A 23765-nucleotide genomic window follows, 5' to 3' on the forward strand; every position below is an offset into this window, starting at 1 on the left:
CCTTGAGCCGGGCAGTTGGGGCTGCAACATTACACTTTCTCAGCCAAAAACCGGGCGGTGTGGTTGGTATCTTTTAGTTTCACCAAGTCTTCCGGGGTGCCTTCAAAGAGCAAGTGGCCGCCGTTGAGGCCGCCCTCGGGGCCGAGGTCGATGAGCCAGTCGGCGCACTTGATGATGTCGACGTTGTGCTCGATGATGAGCACGGAATTGCCCTGTTCCACCAGCGCATTGAGGGCCCCCAGCAGCTTGGCGATGTCGTGGAAGTGCAGGCCGGTGCTGGGCTCGTCGAAGATGAACAGGATTTTATCCTGCTGCAGCGTGGCGCCTTTGGTGAGGAACGAGGCCAGCTTCACGCGCTGGGCCTCGCCGCCGCTCAGCGTATTGGCCGACTGCCCGAGGCGGATGTAACCCAGGCCCACGTCCTCCAGCGGCTTTAAGCGCTCGGCTACTTTAGGCTGGCCTTTGAAGAACTGTACGGCGTCGGACACGGTCAGTTCCAGCACTTCGTCGATGCCTTTGTCCTGGAATTTTATCTCCAGAATGTCCTGCTTGAATTTTCGACCGTTGCAGCCCTCGCAGGTCAGGTAAATGTCGGCCATGAACTGCATTTCGATTTTCACCTGGCCTTCGCCCGTGCAGACTTCGCAGCGCCCACCTTCCACGTTGAAGCTGAAGTGCGAGGGCTTGAGGCCGCGCGCCTTGGCCAGCGGCTGCTCCGAAAACAGCGTCCGGATGGTGTCGTAGGCCTTCACGTACGTCACCGGGTTGGAGCGCGACGACTTGCCAATGGGGTTTTGGTCCACGAATTCGACGTGCGACACCTGCCCGTTCACGCCCGTGAGGCGGTCGAACTTGCCAGTGCTTTCGCCCGCACCGCCGCCCAGCATCTTCATCAGGGCCGGGGCCAGAATGCGCTTGATGAGCGTGGACTTGCCCGAGCCGGATACGCCCGTTACCACGGTCATCACGCCCAGCGGCAGCTTCACGCTCACGTTTTTGAGGTTGTTTTCGCGGGCGCCGGTCAGCTCCAGGGCGTTGCGCCAAGGGCGGCGCACTTTGGGCACGGCCACCTCCATTTTGCCGCTCAGGTACTGCCCGGTGTAGGTGATAGTGTCCTGCAGCAGCTCCGCCATGGTGCCCTGAAACATGAGGTTGCCGCCGCCGCTGCCGGCTTCGGGGCCGATGTCGATAATCTGGTCGGCGGCTTCCATCATCTTCTCCTCGTGCTCCACTACCACCACGGTGTTGCCGAGCTGCTGCAGGGAGCGCAGCACGCCAATGAGCTGCTCGGCGTCCTTGGGGTGCAGGCCAATGCTGGGCTCATCGAGCACGTACATGGAGCCCACCAGCGCCGAACCCAGCGACGTGGCCAGCGAAATGCGCTGGCTTTCGCCGCCGCTCAGCGTGTTGCTTAAGCGGTTGAGGGTGAGATAGCCCAGGCCCACGCGGTTAAGGTAACCGAGGCGGTTGGTGATTTCGGTCACGAGGCGCTCGGCCACTTTGGCGTCGTGCTCGCTCAGGCTCATGTTCTGGAAAAACGTGAGGGCGTCGGAGATAGGCAGCAGCACAATGTCGGCAATATTCTTGTCGGCGATGCGCACATACTGGGCGTCTTTGCGCAGGCGGGTGCCGCGGCAGTCGGGGCAGGTGGTGCGGCCCCGGTAGCGGCTTTGCAGCACGCGGTATTGGATTTTGTGGGTCTGCTCGCTCACCCACTTAAAATACTTGTCCAGCCCGTCGAAGTGCTTGTTGCCGGTCCAGAGCAGGCGCTGCTCGGCCTGGCTCAGCTCGTTGTAAGGCCGGTGAATGGGAAAGTCGAAGCGGATGCCGTTTTTCAGCAGCGGCTTCAGCCACTCGCCCTGCTTTTCGGTGCGCCACGGGGCAATGGCGCCCTCATACACGGTCATGCTCTTATCAGGAATCACCAAATCCTCGTCAATACCCAGCACTGAGCCGAAGCCCTCGCAGGTCTGGCAGGCGCCGTAGGGGTTATTAAAGGAAAAAAAGTTGACGCTGGGTTCCTCGAAAACCATGTCGTCCAACTCAAACTTGTCGGAAAAAGTCCGCGACTCGTCTTCGTTCAAGCGCAGTACGCAGCTGCCGTGACCCTCGAAAAACGCGGTTTGCACCGAATCCGAGAGGCGGAACAGGAGGTCTTCGTCGTCGGGGCGCAGCACGGCGCGGTCCACCATGATGTATACTTCGCCCTTCACCTCGGGCTGTCCTTCACCTATCAGGTCCTCAATCTGCGACGTGACGCCGCCCACCACCACGCGGCTGTAGCCTTTCTGCAGCAGCAAATCCAGCTCCTTGCTCATGGCCCGGGTGGGGTCGGTGCGGTGCAGCGGGGCCAAAATCATGGCCTTGGTGCCTTCGGGCTGCGCGGCCAGAAAATCCACCACGTCGGCCACATTGTCTTTGCGCACCTGCTCGCCGCTCACGGGCGAAAACGTGCGGCCCACCCGTGCAAACAGCAGTTTGAGGTAGTCGTAAATCTCGGTGCTGGTGCCCACCGTCGAGCGGTTGTTCTTGATGCTCACCTTCTGCTCGATGGCAATGGCCGGCGAGATGCCCCGGATGTAGTCCACGTCGGGCTTGTCCATGCGGCCCAGAAACTGACGGGCGTAGCTGCTCAGGCTTTCCACGTACATGCGCTGGCCTTCAGCATACAAGGTATCGAAGGCAAGACTGGATTTGCCCGAACCCGAAAGGCCCGTAACAACGATAAACTGGTTGCGCGGCAGGGCCACACTGAGGTTTTTGAGGTTGTGAACCCTAGCGTTTTTGATAAGGATGAATTCGCGCGGGTCGAGGTGGTCAATGGCGTTGTCGACGGGGGCCGAAACTTGCAAAGCGTCTTTTTTGGGCATAAACGAACTAACAGCGAAACCGGGCCGGAAGGTTTCGGCCGTGGGCAGGTGCTGCGGCTGCGAAGGTAATGCCGTGGGTAGGGCGAAGAGTACTGCCCGGTGTCTCATCAATAGCTAACATTGCGCTATACTTCGCCTTACACTACCCCATGTCCATTTCCAGTCCGCTTGCCACCCTCTACCAGGTGTTAAAAAACGTGGCCGCGAGTGCCGAGGCCGAGGCCAGCATCCTGCAGAAAAACGAAGTCGCTACCCCACTTCTCATGGCCGCCCTGCTGGCCGGCGTCAGCACCGCCGGTGCCCAAACGGCGCCGCTACCCAGCCTCAGCGGTAACTGGAGCGGCTCGCTCGGCCCCATTGAGTTCACCATGCACCTCGCGGACCCGGCCGCCGGGCCGCGCACGGCCACGCTCGACATTCCGGCGCAACAGGTGCAGGGCATGGCCATGCGCTTCACCGCCCCGGCCGACAGCGTGTGCTTGAGCATTGCCCAGCCAGCCGCTCGGTTTGCCGGCCGCCGCTCAGCCGACGGCCGGCAGTTGGCTGGCGAGTGGCAGCAGGGCCTGCGAGTTTTTCCGCTCACGCTCGGCCGCACCGGCGCCACGGGCCAGCCCGCGCCGCGCCGCCAGACGCCGCAACCGCCCTTTCCGTACCAGTCGGCTAATGTGACGTTAAAAAACAAAAAAGACAATGTGAAGCTGGCCGGCACCTACAGCGTGCCCGCCGATATGGGCCCGGCCGCGCTCACGGTAATTGGCGACTGGCTGACGCAGCACACAAAGAAGTAGGTGCACGCCCTCTCGACACCATGTAACTCGCAGAGTTGCGGTGTAGACGATGAAATCCTAAAAAAACAGCTGTGCCACTTCGGCCCCTACTGTCCATTAAAATTAATTCCATAAGAAGCACGCAACATATTCACATACCTGTTTGCTGGCCACATCATTTGTTGTACTTTTCATCTTTAATTACGGCTCTAAACAATCAAATACTAGTTTAAATTATCTTATTCGATGATTAAATTTTTACTTTCTGCCCTTTTCCTTATTCTAACCACAGCGAATTTTTCGCCGGCCATTGCTGGGGCCTATGAGGCCTCTGCTCCCCTCAGCGGCCAATGGAAAGGCCCCCTGAAGCTGCTGGGCGGTCAGATAGACATCATCGTCACCATTGTGCCGCTCACCAACGGCACCTACTACGGCGCCCTCGATGCGCCGCAGCAGCGCATCAGCCGCATGCCCGTGACCGTGGAGCTGAAGGGCACCGACATCAAGCTGCACATGGACCAAGCTGGCAGCAGCTTTGTGGGCAAGGTGCTGGACAATGGGGCCAAATTCAGCGGCGTCTGGACGCAGGCGGGCGTGAAAACGCCCATGGTCCTGCAGCGGGGCGCGGTGGCCAAAGCCGTGGCCGCCGCGCCCTTCCGCCCGGCCCCGCCCTACCGCGAAAGCGAGGTGGTGTTCCCGAACCCAGCCACCAAGCAGCGCCTGGGTGGCACGCTCACGGTACCGGCCGGTGAAGGCCCTTTTCCGGCCGTGGTGCTCCTCTCCGACCTTGGCCCGCAAAATAGAGACGTGGACGTGACGGGCTACCGCATGTTTGCCCAGCTGGCCGACTACCTCACCCGCCACGGCGTGGCCGTGCTGCGCTTCGACGACCGCGGCGTGGGCAAGTCGGGTGGCACCTTTGCTACCGCTACCACCGCCGACTTTGTGACCGATGCCCAGGCCGCCCTGGCCTATCTGCGCACGCGGCCCCTGGTAGCCGCGCAGCACGTGGGCTTGCTTGGGCACGGCGAAGGCGCCAACGTGGCCTTGCTGGCCGCTGCCGGGCCGGGTAGAGCACCTGCTTTTGTGGTATCATTGGCGGGCTACGGCGTGCCGGGCTACGATATGATGCTGCGCCAGCAACTCGAAATAATGCGCCTGACCGGAGCCGATGCCCTGGAAGTGAAAGCGGCCCAGGACGTGTACCACCGCACCGTCAAGGCCATTCGGCAGACGCCGGACAATACTGCCGCCCGCGCCAAGGTCGTTTCCCTGCTTACCAGCGCCAACACCGGCATCGACGCCTCCATGGCCCGCGCCCGCGCCGCCCAGCTCACCACCCCTTGGTCGCGCTACTTTTTCGATTTTAACCCCCAGACCCAACTGGGCAAGGTGCAGTGCCCGGTGCTGCTGCTCAATGGCACTGCCGACATGCAGGTATCGGCCCGGCGCAACCTCCCCCTGTTGCGGCGCGCGTTGCACGGCGCCCAAAGCTCGGTTTCGTCTTACCAGCTCAAGGGCGTCAACCATCTTTTTCAGCCGGGCCCGGCCGACTGGCCAATGGTAAACGGAGTGCAGCAACCCACGTTCTCGCCCATCGCTCTCAACAAAATATATACCTGGGTGGCGGCAAAAACCAAGGTTTCCGGCGCGGCATCGCCTGCCGGGACACTTCGGCCCGCCACACCGGCCAAGCAGAACAGGCTTGCCAGCCTGGCCAGGCTGCGAGGCTAGCGCCACGGCCTGGGAGCAGGCAGCCGATTGTCAAATAAACCCTCTCATGCTGAGCGCAGCGAAGCATCCTATCGCCGCAGAACGTCTGGTTCTATCCTGATAGGATGCTTTGCTGCCCTCAGCATGACGGGCCTTATCGGGTAAGTCCTTCAATACCGTCTTGAGGACTTTACCATTCTACCCAAGCCGGGCACGTGGGCAGGTTTATGCTTATACTTGCTCGTTGCCAAGCCGCTATATCTGGGCTGATTGGTAGCCGCTACTTTCCTTCCCTTCTATCATTTTCCAACGCTTGTTGGAGTATTTCTGTCCATGGCTGCTTCGCCACCTCCGCCGCAGGCCCGCTGGAATTGGGAGAATTCGGCTCCCATGCGCTGGGTGCGCCGGTACATGGGCTACTCCAGAAGCGAAGCCAAAGGCATGGCGGGCCTGCTGCTCCTCATGCTGGTAGCCATAGTGGCCCCCATGCTGCTCCGCCCCGAACGGCTCCAGTACCTGCCCCAGGCCGACCAACAGGGCCTCAACACCCTGGTGGCCTCCCTGAAAGAGCATCGCACCACCGACAACACCTACGCCTCGCGCAACCCCAAGCGGAACTACAAACCGTACGCCAAGCGCGACGGCGGCACGTCGCGCTACCCCGCCGTGGCCCAGGTGCGCCTCGTTCCTTTCAACCCCAATGCGTTAAGCGCCGAGGATTGGGAAGCGCGCGGCGTGCCGCACTTCGTAGCCGGCCGCATTGTAAAATACCGGGAGGCCGCCGGAGGCTTCAAAGCCAAGGCGCAGGTGAAGAAAATGTATGGCCTGGACGCGGCCGTGTACCAGCGGCTGGCGCCCTATATGCAGCTGCCCGACGAAGCCCCCGCGCGCGGCGAGCGCCCGGCCTACGCCGCCAACCAGCCGGGGCCCGATGGCAAGTTCCCGCCTTTTTCGGCCTCGTCTGCCACGCCGGGCAAGTTTCCGAGCAAGCCGCGCAACCTCAAACCCTTCGACCTGAACACTGCCGATACCACGCAACTAATGCAGATTCGCGGCATTGGGGCGGGCCGCGCCAAATGGGTGGTGCGCTACCGCAACCAGCTGGGCGGCTACCTCCGCGAAGACCAGCTGAACGAGGTATTTGTGCTGCGCGATGCCCCAGACCTGCGCGACAGCCTCAAAAAATACACCTTTGTGGCCGCCGGCTTTGCGCCCCGGCTGGTAAACGTGAACACGGCTTCGTTCGATGAGCTGTACCTGCACCCGTATATCGGCAAGCCGCGGGCGCGCCTCATAGTGGCCTACCGGCAGCAGCACGGGCCATTCAAGCAAGTAGAAGACCTGAAGCAGATACCGATTCTGAAGGCAGAGGATTGGGAGAAAATGCGGCCCTACATACGCTGCGAGTAAGGCACTGCTTCGGGGTACAAGATTCGGCACAAAGGCAACTTTTGGGGCTGGTCGAACCGTATTATGGGGTTAACTTTAGGATAAGCAAGCGCACCGCGCGGGCTGCCTTTAACCAACTGCCCGTGCCAGCGGTTGACGACCTACCTTCCGTCCTGATTTATCCTCGCCATGACCGACCACTCCACGCCCGACCCGGCCGCGCTGCCGAACGGCCCCAACCACGACGGCCGCCGTTCCTTCATCAAGCAAGCCACCGGCTTTCTGGGGTTGGCCCTGGCGCCGCCGCTCATCAGCCAGGCCGAACGCCTGACGGCCATCTCGAAAAAGGTAGAGGGCGTGACGGAAATGCGGCTCAAAGTAAACGGTGCCGTGCGTACCATTCAGGCCGAGCCCCGGGTGACCTTGCTCGACGCGTTGCGCGAACGACTGGACCTTACGGGCTCTAAAAAGGGCTGCGACCACGGCCAGTGCGGCGCCTGCACCGTGCTGGTAGACGGCCGCCGTGTGAATAGCTGCCTCACGCTGGCCGTAATGGCCCAGGGCAAGGAAATAACTACCGTGGAAGGCCTGGCCAACGGCGAAGAGCTGCACCCGCTGCAGCAGGCATTTATCGACCACGACGGCTTCCAGTGCGGCTACTGCACCCCGGGCCAAATCATGTCGGGCGTGGCCTGCCTGAAAGAAGGCCACGCCAAAACCGACGGCGACATCCGCGAGTGGATGAGCGGCAATCTCTGCCGCTGCGGCGCTTATCCTAACATAGTGGCGGCCATTCGGCAGGTCGAAAAAAGCGGTTTCAAGTCCTAGCTCCCTGCCATGAACAACTTCAGCTACATCCAGGTCAATTCGGCCAAAGAAGCCACCGGCTACCGGCAGGCCACTCCCCAGGCCGCGTACATCGCCGGCGGCACCACGCTGCTCGACCTCATGAAGGGCAACCTGGAGGAGCACCCCCAGCTGGTCGACATCAACCTGCTGCCCTTCAAAGGCATCGAGCAAACCAGCGACGGGCTGCGCATTGGGGCCATGGAGCGCATGAGCGACGTAGGCGAGCACCCGCTGGTGCTGCAGCAGTACCCGGCCGTGTCGGAGTCGCTGCTGCTGGCGGCCTCGCCCCAGCTGCGCAACATGGCCAGCATTGGGGGCAATATGATGCAGCGTACCCGTTGCGGGTACTTCCGCGACGCGGCTTTTCCGTGCAACAAGCGGGTGCCCGGCTCGGGCTGCCCCGCGCAGGAAGGCAACAATCACAACCTCGCCATTCTGGGCACCAGCGAGGCCTGCATCGCCACCTCCTACCCCGGCGACCTGGCGGTGGCGCTGGCTGCGCTGGACGCGGTGATGACCCTGGAAAACGCCAAAGGCAAGCAACGCCGCGTGCCCGTGACGGAATTCTACGTACTCCCCGGCAAAACGCCCCAGCGAGAAACCGTGCTGGAACCTGGCGAGCTGATTGTGGCCGTAACTATTCCGGCCGCCGCGCACGCCCGGCGCTCTACCTACCTCAAGGTGCGCGAACGTTCCAGCTACGCCTACGCGCTGGCCTCGGCCGCGGTGGGCCTCGATGTGCAGAACGGCACCATTCGCTCGGCCCGGGTGGCGCTGGGCGGCGTGGGCACCAAGCCTTGGCGCAGCCCCGAAGCCGAAAAAGTACTGACCGGCGCGCCCGCCACGGAAGCCACGTTCCGGGCGCCGCGGCCGCGGCCTTGCGTGGGGCCCAGCCACGCGACGACAACCGCTTCAAAGTAGAGCTGGCCCAGAATACGCTGGTGCAGGCTTTGATGAAAGTAGTCGGGTAGTCGGCAAAGCAATTCCGCGAGAACGTCATGCTGAGCGCAGCCGAAGCATCTCGCGTACCGCCACTAATTCTTTTCAACGAATAGTTTACTACTGCATGCGAGATGCTTCGGCTGCGCTCAGCATGACGTTCTGTTTAAAGCCTTCACCTATGGATACCGAACCAAAATTCTTCGAAACCAACCCTACTGCCGGCGTGGTAGGAAAGCCGCTGAACCGCGTGGATGGCCGGGACAAAGTGATGGGCCGGGCCAAATATTCGGCCGAGTTCAACAACCTGCCGGGCCTGGTGCATGCCGTGCTCAAAACCAGCGACGTGGCCAAGGGCCGCATCACGGGGTTCGACACCACAGCCGCCCTGAAGCAACCGGGTGTACTGGCCATTATCACGCACCAGAACATCCCCAAGCTAGCCAAAACGCCTAACGATGCGGAGGACAAAAGGGCCATTGGTGTGCACATGGGCTATTTGCCGCTCACCGACGACCAAATTTATTACGCCGGCCAGCCAGTGGCCGTGGTAGTGGCCGATACGCTGGAGCGCGCTCAGTACGCCGCTGCGCTGCTCAAAGTGCAGGTAGCGGTAGAAAAGCCCCTGGCTTCTTACGAAGACCCCAAGGCGCGGCTATTCGACCCCACCAAGCTGCAGGAAGGCAAAACCGCCCCCCACGTGGTGCGCGGCAGCGCCCAGGCGGCCTTCGCAGCAGCGCCCATTCAGCTCACGCACAAGTACACCCACGCCATCAACCACCATAATCCGATGGAGCCCGGCGCGACAACTGCCCACTGGGAAGCGCCCGACCGACTCACGGTGTACGAGTCGACGCAGGGCGTGACGCGCACGCAGAAGGCACTAAGTACCATGCTGGGCCTCTCGGCCGAGCAGGTGCGGGTGGTAACGAAGTTCCTTGGCGGCGGCTTTGGCTGCAAAGGCTCGTGCTGGCCCCACACCGTGCTCACGGTGCAGGCCGCCAAATTTGTGGGCCGGCCGGTGAAGCTGGCCCTCACCCGGCCGCAGATGTTTACGAGCATGGGCCACCGCGAAGACCAGACCCAGACCCTGCGCCTGGGCGCTACCAACGACGGCAAGCTCACGGCCCTCATTCACGAGAAAACCTCCACCACGTCGCCCTGGGACAACTACGCCGAGTCGAATAGCAAAATCGTGAACATGCTATACGAGTGCCCCAACTTTGAGGCCTCCTACCAGTTGGCCCGGGCCAATGTGATGACTTCCACCTACACCCGGGCTCCCGGCGAGGCACCGGGCTCGTTTGCGCTGGAGAGTTCAATGGACGACCTGGCCTACCAGCTGGGCATCGACCCCATTGAAATTCGCCTGCGCAACTACGCCGAGAAAGACCCCAGCTCCGGCCAGCCGTGGAGCAGCAAAAGCCTGAAGCAGTGCTACGCCCGTGGGGCCGAACTCTTTGGCTGGAGCAAGCGCAACCCCAAGGCCGGCGTCACCCGCAACGGCCGCCTGCTGGTGGGCTGGGGCATGGCCACGGCCAGCTACCCGGTGCACAACTCGCAGGGCATGGCCCGCGCCCGTCTCTACGCCGACGGCCACGCCGTGGTACAGTCCGGCGCCACCGACCTGGGCACCGGCACTTACACCGTGATGACCCAGGTGGCCGCCGAAGCCCTGGGCCTGCCCGTGGAAAAAGTGCGCTTCGAGTTGGGCGACACCAAGCTGCCCACGGCCCCCAACTCGGGTGGCTCGGTGGCGGCGGGCACAGTGTCGTCGTCGGTGTACATGGCCGTGCAGGACTTGTGGCAGAAGCTCATTAAAGTAGCAGTTCTCGACAAAAAATCACCCCTGCACCGCGCCAAGACTGCCGATGTGGAAGTGAAGGACGGCCGCCTGCAGCTGAAAGACAACCCCAAGAAGGGCGAGGACTTTGCCACCCTCATGAAGCGCGCCGACATGGCCGATGTGGAAGGCAACGGCCAGGGCCGCTACGGTAGCGGCTACGAAGATGCCCAAACCGCCGCCAACGCCAACCCCGCCAAAAAAGACGAGGCCCCGCACCACTCCATGCACGCCTTCGGGGCGCACTTCTGCGAAGTGCAGGTAGACCCCGACCTGGGTACCGTGCGCGTGACGCGCTGGGTGAGCGTGCACGGCGCCGGCCGTATTCTGAACGCCAAAACGGCCCGCAGCCAGATTATTGGTGGTAGCATTTTCGGCATCGGCGCGGCTTTGATGGAAGCCACCGTGCGCGACCAGAAACTGGCCCGCTACACCAACGCTTCCCTGGCCGACTACCACATTCCCGTGAACGCCGACATTCCGGACATGACCGTGGAATTTGTGGAGGAGCACGACCCTTACATCAACGCCATGGGCGTGAAGGGCATTGGCGAAATCTCGATGGTGGGCGTAACGGCCGCCGTGGCCAACGCCGTATTCCACGCCACTGGCAAGCGCGTGCGCGAGCTGCCCATCACGCCGGACAAGATTCTGGGCACCAAGGCGGTGTAATGCCCACATTCCCATCTCAAAATGCCAGCGCCACCGTTCCCGACACTTCGCCGGGGGCGGTGGCGCTGCTGTTACTGGCGGCCGGCGCTTCTACCCGCATGGGCCGGGCCAAGCAGCTGCTACCCTACCACGGCCGCACCCTGCTCCGCCACGCTGCCGAAACGGCCGTGGCCACCGGCTGCAGCCCGCTGGTGCTGGTAACGGGGGCGCTCCATGAAGCCCTAGCTGCTGAAGTAGCAGACCTGCCCTTCAAGACTGTGTACAACCCCGAGTGGCAAAGCGGCATGGCTTCGTCCATTCAGGCGGGGCTGGCAGCAGCGGCACCAACCCGGCCCGCGGCCTACCTCATCATGCTCAGCGACCAGCCGCTCGTTACGTCCGAGTTGCTGCTGCAACTGCTGGCGCTGCAGCGGCAGAGCCAGGCCCCCATCGTGGCCGCTGCCTACGGCGATACGCTGGGTGTACCCGCCGTTTTCGACCAGTCGCTCCTCCCCGCGCTGCACCGTTTGCGGGGCGCACAGGGCGCCAACCGCCTCATTGCAGAGCTGGGCGCAGCCGTAGGCCGCATCTCATTCCCCGAAGGCCTGCTTGACGTGGACACCCCGGAACAATACGCCGCCCTGTTAGCGCAGCAAAAACCCCTGAACGATTACAAGTAGCGAATTCCAGACTGATGTCACCGCTTCTCGGCTCCCCTCTCTTTTGGAGAGGGGCCGGGGGTGAGGTTTTGCCGTGCGCGCCGTCCTCACTAACCGATAAAAGGCGCTAACGAACAGGACGTAATTACAACCGGCGTGTTCCGCTCCTACTTTGTGCCCGTTTCCAGTTCCCGCAGCTTATCGGCCCGCCAGGCCGTGACCGCCACCACCACCAGCGTCATTAGTCCACCGAAAACCACCGACGTCACTGTGCCCATCAGCTTGGCCGCAGCACCGCTCTCGAAGGCTCCAATCTCATTGCTGGAACCAATAAAAATGTTGTTCACCGCCGACACCCGGCCCTTCATGTACTCCGGCGTGTAGGTGTGAATGAGCGTGGAGCGCACAATAACCGAAACCGAGTCGAATACCCCCGTCAGAAACAGCAGAAATAGCGACAGCGCAAAGCTTTTTGACAAGGCAAACCCGATGGTGGCCAGCCCAAAACCCGCCACTGCCCACAGCAGCTTGCGGCCCGCACGGCGCCGCAGTGGCGAGTACGTGAGCCACACGGCCATCAGCACCGAGCCCACAGCCGGCGCGGCCCGCAGGTAGCCCAGCCCATCGGGGCCGGTTTGCAGAATGTCTTTGGCGAAGATGGGCAGCAGCGCCACTGCCCCGCCAAAGAGCACCGCAAACAAATCGAGCGACAGCGCTGCCAGCACTATCTGGTTGTTGAAAATAAATCTGACGCCGCTCAACACGCTCTCCTTCAGATTGAGGCGCATGCCCTCCTGCTCCGGCAGGGCCCGCCCGGCAATGCTGGCAAACAGCAGCAGCGAAGTAAACATGAGCACCGTATCAACGCCGTAGGCAAAGCCTTTGCCCAGCTGCGCAAATAGCAGCCCGCCAATAGCCGGCCCCAGCACCGCCGATGCCTGCCAACTGGTGGAATTCCACGTCACGGCATTGGAGAGAAAGCTGCGGTTGGGCAGCAGCTGGGGCATAAACGAGAACAGCGCCGGCCCCATAAACCCGCGCGCAATGCCGCTCACAAACAGCACTACGTACAGCATGGCCACGTACAATGGATACGTTAGCACCTGCTTATTGGCAAAAAAAGCTATGCCCGCCGGCTTGGTGAGCAGGTACAGGCTGAGCGAGCACAGGAACAGCACCACCATGGCCGGCACAATGATTTTCTTGCGTGGCACCGAATCCGCCACGTGTCCGGCATACAGCGACACGGTGATGCTCGGAATGGCTTCGGCCAACCCGATGAGGCCCAGCGCCAGCGGGTTGTTGGTGAGTTCGTAAATCTGCCAGCCCACCACCACGCCCTGAATCTGGCTGGCTACTATGTAGAGAACCCGGGCCGAGAGCAGGCGGCGAAAATCAGGCAGCCGCAGGGCCGCGTAAGGGTCGTGGGCAACGGGAAGTAGCATAGGGCAAACGCACAAAAACCGCCTGTGCAGCAGCTTGCTCCAAAGGTAGGCGCGCTTACGGTGCCAGTTGCGACAGACCACTACTTTAACCTACATTGCAGCCCGCTTCCCACGTTTTTTTTCAGCGTTCGGCTTATGGTAGTTTTTGGCCTAGAAATAACGCCTCGCCCCGACCTGCCCGCCATTGTCGCTAGGTGGCAGCGCGAAATCACCGATTCTGAATTACGGGCGGGCTACTTCGCCATTCTCGACGCCGCCGATGCCCAGCAGTGCTCCCGCTGGCTCCTGGACCTGCGCCGCCGCGATGAGCTCACCAGCACCGAACTTGCCGCCTGGATAAACGCTGATTTCTTCCCCAAGCTCCCCCAGCGCTATGCCCAGCCTGTTCGCATTGCGTTCCTGGTTTCACCCATGCGGGCCCTTCAGGAGCAGTCAGATAGCTCTGTGGCCACCATTGCCACCGCCAGCCAAACCCGCCACGGCTACAGCACCGCCCTTTTCACCGACGAAGCCGCAGCTTACGATTGGCTGGCCCGTTAAATAAACGCAAGAAAAAAATGCGTCGGATGCATCTTTTTTTTTTAAACGGTGGATACGAATTTTGATATAAAAACGTCCTACACCCACTTCAGAAGAAGACTGCTTGAATAAAAAGAAAAGATTTGGGCTTTTTTTATTCCCTTGCTATTGCGAATTTGCATTGCGCCGCTCTACATTTGGTCCGATTCTAGCGGGTAAATAATCCCGACTGTTCGTCGCTTCTCATATTTTTCAGGTAACTGCATACTATTGGCCTAAAGCTCTACGTTCTCTTCATCCGTAGCCCTTTATGGACCATTTGCAACCTAGCGACTCCGCGCTCATCTCGTTTTACCTGGCCGGCCAGGAATCCGCCTTTGCCATCCTTTTGGAGCGGCACCGGAGCCGTGCCTACACCACCATCCTTCTCATCGTGCGCGACGAGGACGTGGCCGAAGACCTGCTGCAGGACACGTTCATCAAGGCCATTCACACCCTCAAAAGTGGCCGCTACAACGAAGAAGGCAAGTTTGCGCCGTGGATTTGCCGCATTGCCCACAACCTCGCCATCGATTCGTTTCGCCGGGGCAAGCGTGTACCCCACGTAAGCCTCACCGACAACGACCGGCTGGCCAACACGCTCACTATTGCCGACGACGGCCCGGACGATATCCTGGCCCGGGAGGAAACCCACACGCGCCTTCGGGCGTTAATCCAGGAACTGCCTGCTGCCCAAAAAGAAGTGCTGCTTATGCGCCATTACGGCGACATGAGCTTCCAGGAAATTGCCGATGCAACCGGCGTGAGCATCAACACGGCCCTGGGCCGGATGCGCTACGCGCTGATTAATCTGCGGAAGAAAATGACCGCCAACCCCGTTTATTATGATTCAAACCTTACCCTATTCGACACTGCTCCAGTACGTGTACAACGAATTGCCTCTTGAAAGGCAGCGCGAGGTAGAGGAGGTCTTGCAGCACGACCCGGAACTGGCTTCCACGTGCGCCGACCTTCTTTTGGCCCAGCGGGCTCTCGACGGCGTACGCCGCGAGCCCCGGCCCCAAACCTCCGAGGCCATTTTGCGCTATTCGCGCACCTTTTTAGCCAGCTGCTAGCTTTTCGCATTTTTCTGCCGTTCGCGTTCCGCGTGCGCCGCAGGGCTTGACAACAGAACGTCATGCTGCGCTTGCCGAAGCATCTCTACCGCAGCAGTAAATCAATTACTCTCGCGGTAGAGATGCTTCGGCAAGCGCAGCATGACGTTCTGCTTTCACTCACGGTCTGGTTGAGCATCACGTTCTTTGGACTGTTGTTTTCAATAGCCTCCCCCGTCATGCGCCGCGCCGACCGATTCCAGCACTTCCTCGACTACTTCACCACCCACTTTCCGGAGCCCAAAACCGAGCTGGACTATGGCAGCCCCTATGAGCTGATTGTGGCCGTGGTGCTCAGTGCGCAGTGCACCGACAAGCGCGTGAATCTGGTGATGCCCGGCCTGCTGGAGGAGTTTCCCACGGCCGCGCACCTGGGCGCCGCCGCCGCCGAAGACATTTTCCCCTTCATCAGCAGCGTCTCCTACCCCAACAACAAAGCCAAGCACCTCGCCGGCCTGGGCCGCATGCTCACCGAAGACTTCGGCGGCGAGGTACCCAGCCAGATTGAGGAGCTGCAGCGCCTGCCCGGCGTGGGCCGCAAAACGGCCAATGTGGTGGCGTCCGTCATCTACAACCAGCCCGCCATGGCCGTGGATACGCACGTGTTCCGGGTATCGCACCGCATCGGCCTCGTGCCCAAAACCGCCACCACACCCCTGGCCGTGGAGAAAGCCCTGGTGCGGTACATTCCGCAGGAGCTGGTAAACAAAGCGCACCATTGGCTCATTTTACACGGCCGCTACATCTGCGTGGCCCGCTCCCCCAAGTGCGGCATCTGCCCGCTGGCGCCCAGCTGCGCCTACTTTGCCAAGCACTTCGGCAAAGACCTAGCATCCGAAACCATCACGTCCGACCAAGCACTCTGAAAGCCGTTACATTTTTGTTCGCGCAGCATGCGGCACAACACAGCATAAGCCCGGCAATTATGGGTACAAAACGTTGCATATTACACTGTAACGAGCCAAAACTTCTTTATGCTTTCCGAGCCGCCGCCTCCAGCAGCAGCTGAACCTGTTGGGCCAGCCGCTGCCGGTCAAATTCTGCCTCGGCTAAGTGCCGACCGTTGGCGCCGGCGGTAGCAAGTAGCGCCGGCTGGGCCAATAGTTCCTGCAGTTTTGCGGCCAGCGCTCCGGGTTCGCCCGCGGGCACGTACCAGCCACAGCCGTGCTGCTCCACCAGGGCCTTGGTCCAGCCGTGGTTGGTCACCACCACCGGCGTGCCCACTGCCAGCGAATCGTACAGCTTGGCCGGTGAGTTGGAATCGAGTACGGGCAAACTCAGGAACGACACCACGGAGACATCGGCCAGCGCAAACCAACTGAATACCTCGTGCCGGGCCTGCCCCCCCACCAGCCGGATACGCTCTGGCCAGCGGGCCGCCGCCGCCGCTATCAGGGGCTCGAAAAAGCCGTGGCCCAGAAACAGCCACACCGCATCCGAGTCGGTAGCAGCCATGGCTTCGGCAGCGGCTACCAGCGTGGGTATGTCATTGGCCCGGCCAAAAGTGCCAGCGTAGAGTATCACCCGCTTGCCCGCCAGGCCCTGCGCCTGCCGCAGCGCTTCCACCGCTGCCGAAGTGGCCCGTGCGGCCAGCTCGAGGTCGGTGCCGTTGAGCACCGTCGTCACTTTTGCGGGCGAAATTCCTAAGTCTGTCACGTAGCGTGACATATCCGGTGAAAGCGGCAGCACGTGTTGCGCGCTTCGGTAAAGCCGCTTTTCGAGCCGATATAATTGCTGCCGTGCCAGTCTCGTGGGCACGGCACCCATGGCAATGGGAAACGACGGCCACAAATCCTGCACTTCAAACACCCACGGCACCTTGCGCCAGTGTGCCACCTGGGCTGCTGCCCAAGCGGCAGTGAGCGGCGTGCTGATGCCCCAGATTACGTCCGGCCGGTCCATCCGCAGGCCCTCCCGCACGGCCACGCCGCGTATTGAGCGAAAGCCAACGCCCGCCGCGCGGGGCCCATCTTGTTGCTGTAAGCAATGTCGGCTTCGCGAATTTCTACCCCAGCCGGCATCCACGGAAACTCAGTAGTTAGCCGCTGCCCTTTCCAGGCAGGTGTGGTCAGCAGCGTCACCCGGTGCGTTTTGGCAATGTGGGCCAGCAGCGTGTAATGCCGGCTGGTGGCCGGGCAGTCGGGGTTGGTGTGGTACTGGCTGAAGACGGCGATATGCACCTTATTGAATTAAAAATGATGAATTAAAAATTAAACACAACTCCCCATTCTTCGAATTTCTAGAAGCACCAAAGGGTCATTTAATTTTTAATTCTCAATTTTTAATTCTTCATGGGCCGGTAGTGCGAGTCGTTCAGCAAGCGCTGCGCATTTTTTTCGGCCATTAGGCGGCCCAGGCTCACTTCGGGATGTGAGGCCACGTACTTGCGCACAATCTGCAGGCCCACCCACCGGCCCACCCGGCCGGGGCACGTCTTGTCGATTTCGGGCACGTTGGGCCGCTCGCCTACGTACTTCTGCACCAGAAAAGGGGTGGTGGAATACAACAGGTTATTTTCTAAAAAGTGGCCCCAAACCCGCGGTTCGTTGGCTTCCAGCCCCACCATTTCGCGGCTGGTGTAGCCCAGTAGCAGCGAATCGGGGGTGCAGGGCAGCATCAGACTGGCGAAATACAAGGACTTGCCTGCGTGCACCATGGCGTCGAGCATGGTGTTGGCCGTAAGCTCGTGGCGGTTGTACTTGCTCGATACATTTTGGGCCAGCATGGGCATAAGACCAGCCGGGGTGTACCGGCGCAGCATATACTGCGGTAGGTCGGGGCGCTTGCTGGCCTTGGGGCCCGCAAACCAATCCAGGCTCAGTACCAGCAGGCTGTCGTTCACATAAATGTCCTTGCTCAGGAACCCACTCACGTAGGTAACGGCAGGCGGCGCATGGAAATCTGGGAAGTAGTGGTGTACCCGCCGGAACATCTCGCCCAGGTCCTGCCGCAGAGCCGCACTATCGGGGAAAGCCGCTGCCGTTTCGCGGCCCAGCTGCTGGAGCGCCGCGTTGGTGGCAAGTTGGGGCAGGCCCGCCGCCAGCTCCTTTTCATTGGCCGGCTGGCGCTGCAGGTAGTACCGGGCAAAGGCCGGGTGCGCATCCATAAACCGCTGCGCATCGGCGGGGGTTTTGATGCCAAAAAAGGCACGCTCCAACCGCTGCAGCTGTACGGGCACGGCCGGGGCATCGGCCGCGGCATCGGTGCGGCAGCCCTCGGCGGGGCCGCTCTTACAGGCCCCCAAACCGAAGCTGAGGCCAAAGAAAAGGGGCAGCCAGCGCCGCCAGGCAAAATTATTCTTATTCACACGCGTTACTTTGGGGTAAAATTAGCCAAAAGCCAGTTGGTAGTTATCCTACGCTTGCCGCAATCATCATGTCCACCCTTATGAAAAAAGTCTTTTTTGCCCTGCTGCTCTTCGTAGCCACCGCCAACGTCGCCTCGGCCCAAGTGGAAATCGGCCTCAAAGTCTCGCCGTCCATCACCAGCCTGCGGGCCGAATCCAGCTCCGAGCAAGCCTTTTCGGGCGACGGCAGCAAGCTGAGCTTCGGCGGTGGGCTGGTTGTTGACTACTTCTTTGGCGAAAACTACGCCTTCAGCACCGGCCTGTTGCTCACCGGCAAAGGCGGCTCCATTTCCTACACCGACGCCCGGGGTGGCGTAGCCGGAAACACGCCGTTTCCAGTAAAGCAGAAGATAAGCATGCAGTACCTCGAAGTGCCGCTCACGGCAAAGCTATTCACCAACGAAGTAGCGGCCGATACACGCCTGTACTTCCAGGTAGGCGGCTCGCTCAACGTGCCCATTGGCACGCGCATCGACGGCAGCAAGTTTTACACCGACCAGATTACAGGCAAAGAAACTAAAGCCGGCGACCACACCACGTTTTACGATGCCGATGCTCTCCTGGGCTTCGGGGCCGAATACCAGCTGGGCCAGAGCACCAAAGTATTTGGCGGCGTCAGCTACCACCGCGGCCTCGCCAACATCGATGACTACTTCGGCGATACCCGTAGCTTCAAGGACGTCACCATTAAAAATAGCTCCGTCAACCTTGACCTTGGCATCAAGTTTTAATCCGCTGACTCGGTAGTTTCCCTTCGGCTACCACAAGCAAAAGCCCCGCCGCCTGCATTCGTGCAAGCGGCGGGGCTTTTATTGATTTATCGCAACCCGATTAGTCGACGATTTCGACTTCGCGGTCCTGCAGGCGGCTCATGGCCGCTGCCGAAGAGCGCAACTGAATTTCTTCGCCCCGCTCGTCTTCGATACGGTAATCGGTCAGGCCGAGGCTGCTGTCGTTCACCACTTTCACCCACTTGTAGTACTTGAGGTACCACTTCATCTGGCGCGAAATCAGTCCTTTGGTGTAGTAGGCGTAAAGGAACGGATGTATTGACAGCGTAATGCCCGACTGGTTCTGGTTCACCAGCAGGTCGTCAATGCTGTTGTCGATATCGTCCGTCACCTGAATAGACGCCGAAATCTTGCCGGTACCACCGCAGGTAGGGCACACCTCACCGGTCACGATATTCTCAGCGGGCCGCACCCGCTGACGGGTTATTTGCATCAGCCCGAACTTGGTGATGGGCAGCACCGTGTACTTGGCTTTGTCGACCTTCATCACGTCGCGCACCGTGTCCTCCACCTTTTTGCGGCTCTCAGCCGAGCGCATGTCAATGAAGTCGATAACGATGATGCCGCCCATGTCGCGCAGCCGGAGCTGCCGGGCCACTTCTTTCGCAGCCAGCAGGTTAATCATGAGGGCCGTAGCCTCCTGGTCGTTCTCCTGGTTGCTCTTGCTGCCCGAGTTCACGTCAATCACGTGCAGGGCTTCGGTGTGCTCGATGACGAGGTAGCCGCCGCCGGGCACGGTCACGGTCTTGCCAAACAGCGTTTTGAGCTGTTTTTCAATGCCCGTCTGCTCGAAAATCTTGATTTTCGAGTTGTGCAGCTTCAACAGGCCCAGCTTATCGGGCGCGATTTTCTGCAGGTAGTCGCGCATCTCGTCGTACATCGTCGGGGCGTCCACCATGATGCTGTCGAACGACTCGTTCAGCATATCGCGGACCATTGACGACGTGCGGCCGAGTTCGCCCAGCACCTTGTCGTTGGGCTTGGCCGTGCGAAGCGTGCTGTAGAGTTGCTCCCACTTGGCCACCATGTCCTGCATGTCCTTGTCCAGCTCGGCCACTTCCCGCCCTTCCGCCACGGTGCGGATGATGACGCCAAAGTTGAGCGGCTTGATGCTGGCAATGAGCCGCTTGAGGCGGTCACGCTCCGCCTTGCTCACAATTTTCTTGCTGACGCTGATGGTGTTCGAAAACGGCATCAGCACGAGGTAGCGGCCGGCCATCGAAATGTCGGTGCTCACCCGGGGGCCTTTGGTCGAAATAGGCTCCTTTATTATTTGAACGACGAGCTGCTGGCCTTTTTTGAACACGCTCTCCGCCTTGCCCACTTTTTCAAGCGGGGGCTCAAACGTAAATTTTTCCAGCCCGGCCGTTGCCGCCCGGCCACTTTGAACCGTCCGCACCCACTTGGTAAAGGAGTTGTATTGTTCGCCGAGGTCGCCGTAGTGCAGAAACGCGTCTTTTTCGTAGCCAATGTCTACGAAAGCCGCATTAAGGCCAGGCATCACCTTTTTCACGGTGCCCAGGAAGATGTCGCCTACTGAGTAGTTGGTGTCGTTGCGGTCGAAGTGGTATTCAATCAGCCGCTTGTCCTGCAACAACGCAATCCGCTCGCCTTCCTGAGTAGAATTAATGACTAATTCATTACTCAAAGCGTTGGTTTAATTAAGGTAGCCTCTCCAGAAAATGCCGCAGCGCTGCCCCGAAACCGGCAAAGGGAAGCCAGAACCATAAGTTCTGGCTTCCCTCGCGAGCCACGGGAAAAGCACCCAACGCGGCCACACCCAGGAGGCTACGTGAGAGATAGGCAGCTGGCTCCCTTCCCGTTAGGAAAACTACCGGCCGCCGCTACGCCCCGTGAGGCTTACTTCTTCTTGTGGCGGTTCTTGCGCAGGCGCTTCTTACGCTTGTGAGTGGCAATTTTATGACGCTTTCTTTTTTTACCGCAGGGCATGATGCTTGGGGGTTAAGTTGGTGTTTGAATGAGTTTTAGTTATTTCAATTTGGCAATTTCCTCGTCTACCGAAGCGGCCAAGGCCGGGTCGGCACTGAGGCTTTTGGCGGTGAGGAATGCCGCCTTGGCAGCTTCCTTGGCACCGGTACGGGCCAGGGTCACGCCGAGGTAAAACTGCCCGTTCACGTTCTTCGGATTGACTTTCACCAAGTCCTGAAAACGCTTCACGGCTTTGTCGTACTGGTCGCTTTGCACCGCCAGAATGCCCATGTTGTACAGGGCTTTCTCGTTGCGGGGGTCCGCTTCAAGTACTTCGCGCAGAATGGTTACACCCTGCACGGGGTTCTCGGAAGCCATGTAGGCCATGCCGAGGTTGGTTTTTGCGTCGAGGTTACCGGGTTCTTGCTTCAGCACCTTCGCGTAAAGCTCCCGGGCTTTGCCACCCAGCAGCTTCACCCGCTCGTCCGACGCCGCAAAGCTAAACGCCTGGAAGTAAGCATCGGCTGCCCGCTGCCAATTTCGGGCAGTGGGCCGTGCCAAAGCGTTGCGCTCCAGGTAGTAGCCAGCGCTATCAAAGCGCTCCACGCTTTCGTAGCGGCGGGCCAGGGTGGTGGCCACCTCGCCACGAGCAGCGTCATCGGGCGCGGCCTTGTACTGCGCCAGCAACCGCGTCAGCTCCTGCCGTTGGGCAGCAGTGGCCGTGGTGTGCGGAGCAGCCGCCGGCGCCGAGGAACCGTGGTCGTGCCCGTCGTCATCGGAGTGAGCGCCGCCGTTGTCGGTGGCCGTAGCCGGCACCGGCCCCGAAGAAGCCTCGGTTTTGGAGCCGTTGGTTTTAGAACCGCCACCGTCCCGATTAGCGGTTTTAGCAGCGTCACTGTTCAGCTCCGAACGGCTTTCCTTGGGCTTCAGAATGCCTTTGGGCAACACGTACAAGCCCCCAACCAACGCGAGTGCGGCGGCGAGGACAACCAATTGATGGGAAGCAGAACTGGTAGTGGCCATGGGCTGAAAAAAGCCGGCCGCCGGGCTCTCCCTCGCGGAAAAGACACCGGCGGCACGGCCGGTAATTCATCATTCTGATAGTCGAAGACTGGGCTACCGGTCGGTTGCCCGACTGGGTAACACTGGAAACCCGCTTAAGTGTTCAGTAAGGAACTGCTGACACTCGTTTTCGACTACTTCGGATAATTTAGGCTTTGGCAGCAACGGCTTTCACCTTCTTGCTGTTCTTGATTTTAGCCACGAAAGTTTTCGAGGGCTTAAAGCTAGGGATGTAATGCTCCTCGATGATGAGCGACGTGTTTTTCGAGATGTTGCGGGCTACTTTACGGGCGCGCTTCTTGTTTACGAACGAGCCGAAGCCGCGTACATAAATGTTGTTGCCTTCCGTCATTGAATCTTTCACGACTTTGAAGAATGCTTCAACAGTCATCAATACATCTGCTTTCTCGATGCCGGTCTTCGTAGAGATTTCGGCGATTACCTCAGCTTTAGTCACGTTGGTATGTTCCTTATGTGGTTAAAAAAATACTTTTTTAGGCAAAAAAATCCCAAATTCCAGCGTAAGCCCTTGCCCGGTAGACGGTTCGCCCTTGAATTGGGGCCACAAAGGTAGCCCTCTTTTTTTGTTTTACCAACCCAGACCAATAAACAAGGTCTGGAGCCAAATTATTCGCTTTCAAAATTTTGACCGCTGCAACTCCCCGGCCTTCCTTTCTGGCGGCTGCGCTTTTGGCTTGGTATCCACGCCACCACCGCGACCTGCCGTGGCGCCACACCCGCGACCCGTATGCCATCTGGCTATCGGAGGTAATTCTGCAGCAGACGCGCGTGGCGCAGGGCCTCCCCTACTACGAAACCTTCCTGGCGGCCTATCCCACGGTGCAGCACCTGGCCGCTGCGCCCGAGGCCGAAGTGCTCCGCTACTGGCAGGGCTTGGGGTACTACTCCCGGGCCCGCAACATGCACCACACCGCCCAGCAGGTGGTAAGCGAGTTCGGCGGGCAGTTTCCCGGTACCTACGCGGGCCTGCTCCAGCTACGGGGCGTGGGGCCCTACACGGCGGCGGCCATTGCGTCGTTTGCCTTCGATGAGGCCGTGGCCGTGCTCGATGGCAACGTGTACCGCGTGCTGGCCCGCATTTTCGGGCTCCATTCGGACATTGCAGCGCCCAGCTCGCGTAAGAAGTTCCAGGCCTTGGCCGACCAGCACATTCCGGCCAGTACGCCGGCCGATTTCAACCAGGCTATTATGGAGTTTGGGGCTTTGCAGTGTACGCCCCTCAAGCCCGACTGCCTGTTTTGCCCCTTGCAAAGCCAGTGCTGGGCGTTTCAGCACGGGCAGGTGGCCCTGCTGCCGGTGAAGAGCAAGGCCAAAGCGTCGCGCACCCGGTACTTCCACTACTTTGTGCTGCGCCACGGCGAGCGCACCTACCTGCGCGAACGCCGCGAGAAAGACATCTGGCAGGGGCTCTACGACTTCGCCCTGGCCGAAACCACAGTTCCGGAGCTGCCGCCCGCTGAGCTCCTGCGCCACCTGGACGCACTGGGCGCGCGCCTGGACACCAGCCAGGCGGCCGAACCTATTGCAGCCTACCGGCACGTGCTCAGCCACCAGAAGCTGGAGGCGCGGTTCCACCCCCTGGCCCTATCGGCACCGCTACCAGAATCTACCCTTCGGGACCTGGGATTAAGGGCCTACTCTGCCGATGAGATTGAGGCCTTGCCCAAGCCCAAGCTCATTGCGAATTATTGCAGCCAGAATAGCTAATGCAATCCTCCCACTCAAATTAGTTTTTCGTGCTTTTTATTTTAGTAAAAATTTCATTTTCTCGGATTTAAATACCTATCTTTGAGACAAGAAAAGCCGAGTGGCTCTTTC

The 23765-nt window shown here is 60.4% G+C and carries 20 protein-coding genes; 12 read left to right on the plus strand and 8 right to left on the minus strand.

Annotated elements, in window-relative coordinates; all coding sequences use genetic code 11:
* Positions 1 to 29 precede the first annotated feature (29 nt).
* On the minus strand, positions 30 to 2870 hold the full coding sequence (gene uvrA / locus BEN48_RS03595) for an excinuclease ABC subunit UvrA (RefSeq protein ID WP_070733016.1): 2841 nt from the start codon (positions 2868 to 2870) through the stop codon (positions 30 to 32).
* Positions 2871 to 3019: 149 nt separating this feature from the next.
* Here uvrA and BEN48_RS03600 point away from each other — a divergent pair, with 149 nt between their 5' ends.
* The 7 genes from BEN48_RS03600 to BEN48_RS03630 all read left to right on the plus strand — a co-directional run bounded on the left by BEN48_RS03600 (position 3020) and on the right by BEN48_RS03630 (position 11701).
* Positions 3020 to 3658: a hypothetical protein gene (locus BEN48_RS03600; RefSeq protein ID WP_070733017.1), complete on the plus strand. Its 639-nt coding sequence runs from the start codon at positions 3020 to 3022 to the stop codon at positions 3656 to 3658.
* Positions 3659 to 3883: 225 nt separating this feature from the next.
* Positions 3884 to 5371, plus strand: coding sequence for an alpha/beta hydrolase family protein (locus BEN48_RS03605; protein ID WP_070733019.1), 1488 nt, complete (start codon positions 3884 to 3886; stop codon positions 5369 to 5371).
* A 312-nt stretch (positions 5372 to 5683) separates the two neighbouring features.
* On the plus strand, positions 5684 to 6760 hold the full coding sequence (locus tag BEN48_RS03610; RefSeq protein ID WP_070733020.1) for a ComEA family DNA-binding protein: 1077 nt from the start codon (positions 5684 to 5686) through the stop codon (positions 6758 to 6760).
* A 168-nt stretch (positions 6761 to 6928) separates the two neighbouring features.
* Positions 6929 to 7567: a (2Fe-2S)-binding protein gene (locus tag BEN48_RS03615; protein ID WP_070733022.1), complete on the plus strand. Its 639-nt coding sequence runs from the start codon at positions 6929 to 6931 to the stop codon at positions 7565 to 7567.
* A 9-nt stretch (positions 7568 to 7576) separates the two neighbouring features.
* Positions 7577 to 8509 carry an FAD binding domain-containing protein gene (locus BEN48_RS03620; protein WP_241502160.1) on the plus strand — a complete coding sequence of 311 codons (933 nt, stop codon included), beginning with the start codon at positions 7577 to 7579 and terminating at the stop codon, positions 8507 to 8509.
* Positions 8510 to 8708: 199 nt separating this feature from the next.
* On the plus strand, positions 8709 to 11042 hold the full coding sequence (locus BEN48_RS03625) for a xanthine dehydrogenase family protein molybdopterin-binding subunit (protein ID WP_070733025.1): 2334 nt from the start codon (positions 8709 to 8711) through the stop codon (positions 11040 to 11042).
* Entirely contained in the window at positions 11042 to 11701 is a 660-nt protein-coding gene (locus BEN48_RS03630; RefSeq protein ID WP_070733027.1) for a nucleotidyltransferase family protein, read from the plus strand. The genes BEN48_RS03625 and BEN48_RS03630 overlap by 1 nt, the downstream gene beginning before the upstream one ends.
* A gap of 146 nt (positions 11702 to 11847) precedes the next feature.
* Here BEN48_RS03630 and BEN48_RS03635 read toward each other — a convergent pair whose 3' ends face one another.
* Positions 11848 to 13125: an MFS transporter gene (locus tag BEN48_RS03635; protein ID WP_070733028.1), complete on the minus strand. Its 1278-nt coding sequence runs from the start codon at positions 13123 to 13125 to the stop codon at positions 11848 to 11850.
* Positions 13126 to 13260: 135 nt separating this feature from the next.
* Between BEN48_RS03635 and BEN48_RS03640 the strand changes: the two genes are divergently transcribed.
* The 3 genes from BEN48_RS03640 (at position 13261) to nth (ending at position 15664) form a co-directional block, all read left to right on the plus strand.
* Entirely contained in the window at positions 13261 to 13665 is a 405-nt protein-coding gene (locus tag BEN48_RS03640) for a hypothetical protein (RefSeq protein ID WP_070733030.1), read from the plus strand.
* 289 nt (positions 13666 to 13954) lie between these two features.
* A complete protein-coding gene (locus tag BEN48_RS03645) occupies positions 13955 to 14590 on the plus strand; it encodes an RNA polymerase sigma factor (protein WP_070733032.1) in 636 nt (211 codons plus the stop codon).
* 387 nt (positions 14591 to 14977) lie between these two features.
* The gene (nth, locus tag BEN48_RS03655) at positions 14978 to 15664 is read left to right on the plus strand and encodes an endonuclease III (protein ID WP_070733036.1); all 687 of its coding nucleotides are present in this window, start codon (positions 14978 to 14980) and stop codon (positions 15662 to 15664) included.
* A 106-nt stretch (positions 15665 to 15770) separates the two neighbouring features.
* On the opposite strand, the gene BEN48_RS03660 is transcribed toward nth, so the two are convergent.
* The 3 genes from BEN48_RS03660 to BEN48_RS03670 form a co-directional block, all read right to left on the minus strand.
* Entirely contained in the window at positions 15771 to 16724 is a 954-nt protein-coding gene (locus BEN48_RS03660) for a glycosyltransferase family 4 protein (protein WP_070733038.1), read from the minus strand.
* Complete coding sequence (locus BEN48_RS19585; protein WP_070733040.1) at positions 16682 to 16978, minus strand: glycosyltransferase family protein; 297 nt, start codon at positions 16976 to 16978, stop codon at positions 16682 to 16684. The genes BEN48_RS03660 and BEN48_RS19585 overlap by 43 nt, the downstream gene beginning before the upstream one ends.
* A 101-nt stretch (positions 16979 to 17079) precedes the next feature.
* A complete protein-coding gene (locus tag BEN48_RS03670; protein ID WP_083320723.1) occupies positions 17080 to 18105 on the minus strand; it encodes a gliding motility protein GldB-related protein in 1026 nt (341 codons plus the stop codon).
* Positions 18106 to 18185: 80 nt separating this feature from the next.
* On the opposite strand from BEN48_RS03670, the gene BEN48_RS03675 reads away from it, so the two are divergent.
* Complete coding sequence (locus BEN48_RS03675) at positions 18186 to 18875, plus strand: porin family protein (RefSeq protein ID WP_070733041.1); 690 nt, start codon at positions 18186 to 18188, stop codon at positions 18873 to 18875.
* Positions 18876 to 18975: 100 nt separating this feature from the next.
* Here BEN48_RS03675 and BEN48_RS03680 read toward each other — a convergent pair whose 3' ends face one another.
* The 3 genes from BEN48_RS03680 to BEN48_RS03690 all read right to left on the minus strand — a co-directional run bounded on the left by BEN48_RS03680 (position 18976) and on the right by BEN48_RS03690 (position 22383).
* On the minus strand, positions 18976 to 20583 hold the full coding sequence (locus BEN48_RS03680) for an Rne/Rng family ribonuclease (RefSeq protein WP_083320725.1): 1608 nt from the start codon (positions 20581 to 20583) through the stop codon (positions 18976 to 18978).
* Positions 20584 to 20924: 341 nt separating this feature from the next.
* On the minus strand, positions 20925 to 21887 hold the full coding sequence (locus BEN48_RS03685) for a tetratricopeptide repeat protein (RefSeq protein WP_083320726.1): 963 nt from the start codon (positions 21885 to 21887) through the stop codon (positions 20925 to 20927).
* Between the two features lie 187 nt (positions 21888 to 22074).
* Positions 22075 to 22383, minus strand: a complete 309-nt coding sequence (locus BEN48_RS03690; RefSeq protein WP_046244842.1) for an HU family DNA-binding protein — start codon at positions 22381 to 22383, stop codon at positions 22075 to 22077.
* Between the two features lie 233 nt (positions 22384 to 22616).
* On the opposite strand from BEN48_RS03690, the gene mutY reads away from it, so the two are divergent.
* A complete protein-coding gene (gene mutY, locus BEN48_RS03695) occupies positions 22617 to 23654 on the plus strand; it encodes an A/G-specific adenine glycosylase (RefSeq protein ID WP_241502161.1) in 1038 nt (345 codons plus the stop codon).
* Positions 23655 to 23765: the final 111 nt, after the last annotated feature.

Source organism: Hymenobacter glacialis, assembly GCF_001816165.1.
Lineage (GTDB): Bacteria > Bacteroidota > Bacteroidia > Cytophagales > Hymenobacteraceae > Hymenobacter > Hymenobacter glacialis.